Below are 2,067 nucleotides of genomic sequence, written 5' to 3' on the forward strand. Positions count from 1 at the left end.
GACGACAACCCGCACACGGGCACGATGGCCTACGACGCGGCCGTGCCCAAAGTGCCGGGCGCGGCCCTCAGCACCAACGCCGCCGACCAGCTCAGCCAGCTCCTCAAGGCCAACCCCGACCTGCAGTTTGAGCTGGAAATGGACTGCGCCACCCTGCCCGAAGAAAAAAGCTACAACGTGGTAGGCGAAATCAAGGGCAGCAAATACCCCAACGAAATCATCACCGTGGGCGGCCACCTCGATTCCTGGGACCTGGCCCAAGGCGCGCACGACGACGGCACCGGCTGCGTGCAGAGCATCGAGGCCCTGCGCCTGCTGCGCGCCGCCGGCTTTATGCCCGAGCGCACCATCCGGGCGGTGTTATTTATGAACGAGGAAAACGGCACGCGCGGCGGCAACGAGTACGCCCGCCTGGCCCAGCAGAACAAGGAGACGCACGTGGCCGCCATCGAGAGCGACGGCGGCGGCTTCACGCCCCGCGGCTTCACCCTGGAAGCCGAGCCAGCCACGGTAGCGAAAATCACGCGCTGGGCCCCACTGTTCCAGCCCTACCACGCCGCCGACCTGCTGCCCGGCCACTCCGGCACCGACATCGAGCCGCTGCACGAGACTGTGCACCCCAAAGCCCTCATCGGCTACAAGTGCGACTCGCAGCGCTACTTCGACATCCACCACACCGCGGCCGATACCTTCGATAAGGTGAACCGCCGCGAGCTGGAGCTGGGCGGCGCCAGCATGGCTTCGCTGATTTACTTGCTGAGCAAGTACGGTTTGTAAGTGCCTTGACATCACATCTGTCATCCTGAGCGGAGCGAAGGATGACAAACGAAAAACGGCCCTACCTACATTGCGCGGGTAGGGCCGTTTCGTTGGCACCCAAAGCCTTAGTTCTGCCCCAGAATCGAGAACAGCTCGTCCAGCTTGGGCGTGAGAATGATGTCGGTACGGCGGTTCAGGGCCTTGTTGGCGGGGGTGTCGTTGGGGGCCAGGGGCAGGTATTCGGCCCGGCCCGAGGGCGTTACCTGGGCAGGGTCCATGCCGGCGGCGGTGAGCAGGCGAGTGATTTCGGTGGCGCGCATCACGCTCAGGTCCCAGTTGTCGCGGGCACCGCTGGCGGTGGCGCCTTTGATGGGCACGTTGTCGGTGTGGCCTTCCACCAGCACGTTCACGTCCTTGTTGTCCTTGAGGGCCACGGCCAGCTTGCGCAGGGCGTCCTGTCCCTTGGGGTCGACTTTAGTGGAGCCAGATTTGAACAGCAATTGCTCCGAGAGCGACACATACACTTTACCATTCTTCACGCTCACCTGCAGGTCTTGGGCGTTGAATCCCAGCAGGGCATCAGACACGCGCTGGCGCAGGGCTTTTGTGGCGGCATCTTTCTGGGCCAGGGCGTTTTGCAGGTCGGCGATGCGGGCGTTTTTGCTTTGCAGGTCGGCCTCCTTGCTCTGCAGGTCAGCGTTTTTGTTGCGAATGTCGGTTTCGGCGTCGCCGAGGTTCTGGTTCAGCTGGTTCACCTGCTGGCTTTTGCTGAGCAGCGAGCCGCGCAGGGCCTCTTCGCTGCGGACCTTGTCGGCGGCGAGGGCGGTTTTTTCGAGGGTGAGTTGGTCGCGCGATTTGGTGAGCTCGGCATTCTGCTGCTGCAGGGCCGCAATTTCTTTCTGGTTACAACCCGGCAGTGCCAGCAAGGCAGCTGCGGCCAGCAGGGTGGGGAAGGTGCGGAAATTCATGGATGGAAAATAAAAGTAAAAAGATACTTAGGCCGTAAAACGGTCCAGCCTTCAAACGGAGCCCTCTGGCTGGGGTTACCTTTGGCAAAACTCTATGCACTTTCTTTCCTTCATGATTCCCCGCCGACTGCGACCGCAAGCTGCGCTTTCGGCCGCCGGGCTGGCACTGGCGCTACTGAGCGCCTCCGGGCCCGCCACTGGACAGGCCGGGGTGGCGGGTCGGGTAACAAACGCGCCGTCAGCCGCTGAACGCTATTGGGTAACCTTACGCGACAAAACCGGCGTGCAATTCGACCCGCAGCGCGACTTCTCGCCCGAAGCCCGGGCCCGCCGCCGTCGC

General features: G+C 63.0%; 3 protein-coding genes. 2 read left to right on the forward strand and 1 reads right to left on the reverse strand.

Features of this window, described 5'->3' with window-relative positions; all coding sequences use genetic code 11:
- Positions 1–777, forward strand: a 777-nt coding sequence (locus ACYVDE_RS21065) for a M20/M25/M40 family metallo-hydrolase (protein WP_460503500.1), incomplete at its 5' end; no start/stop codon positions are given.
- Positions 778–884: 107 nt separating this feature from the next.
- Here the strand turns inward: ACYVDE_RS21065 and ACYVDE_RS21070 are convergent.
- Positions 885–1,727 carry an OmpA family protein gene (locus ACYVDE_RS21070; RefSeq protein ID WP_460503501.1) on the reverse strand — a complete coding sequence of 281 codons (843 nt, stop codon included), beginning with the start codon at positions 1,725–1,727 and terminating at the stop codon, positions 885–887.
- 112 nt (positions 1,728–1,839) lie between these two features.
- Between ACYVDE_RS21070 and ACYVDE_RS21075 the strand changes: the two genes are divergently transcribed.
- The coding region (locus tag ACYVDE_RS21075; RefSeq protein WP_460503503.1) for a hypothetical protein at positions 1,840–2,067 on the forward strand (228 nt) is incomplete at its 3' end.

Source organism: Hymenobacter agri (genome assembly GCF_054778495.1).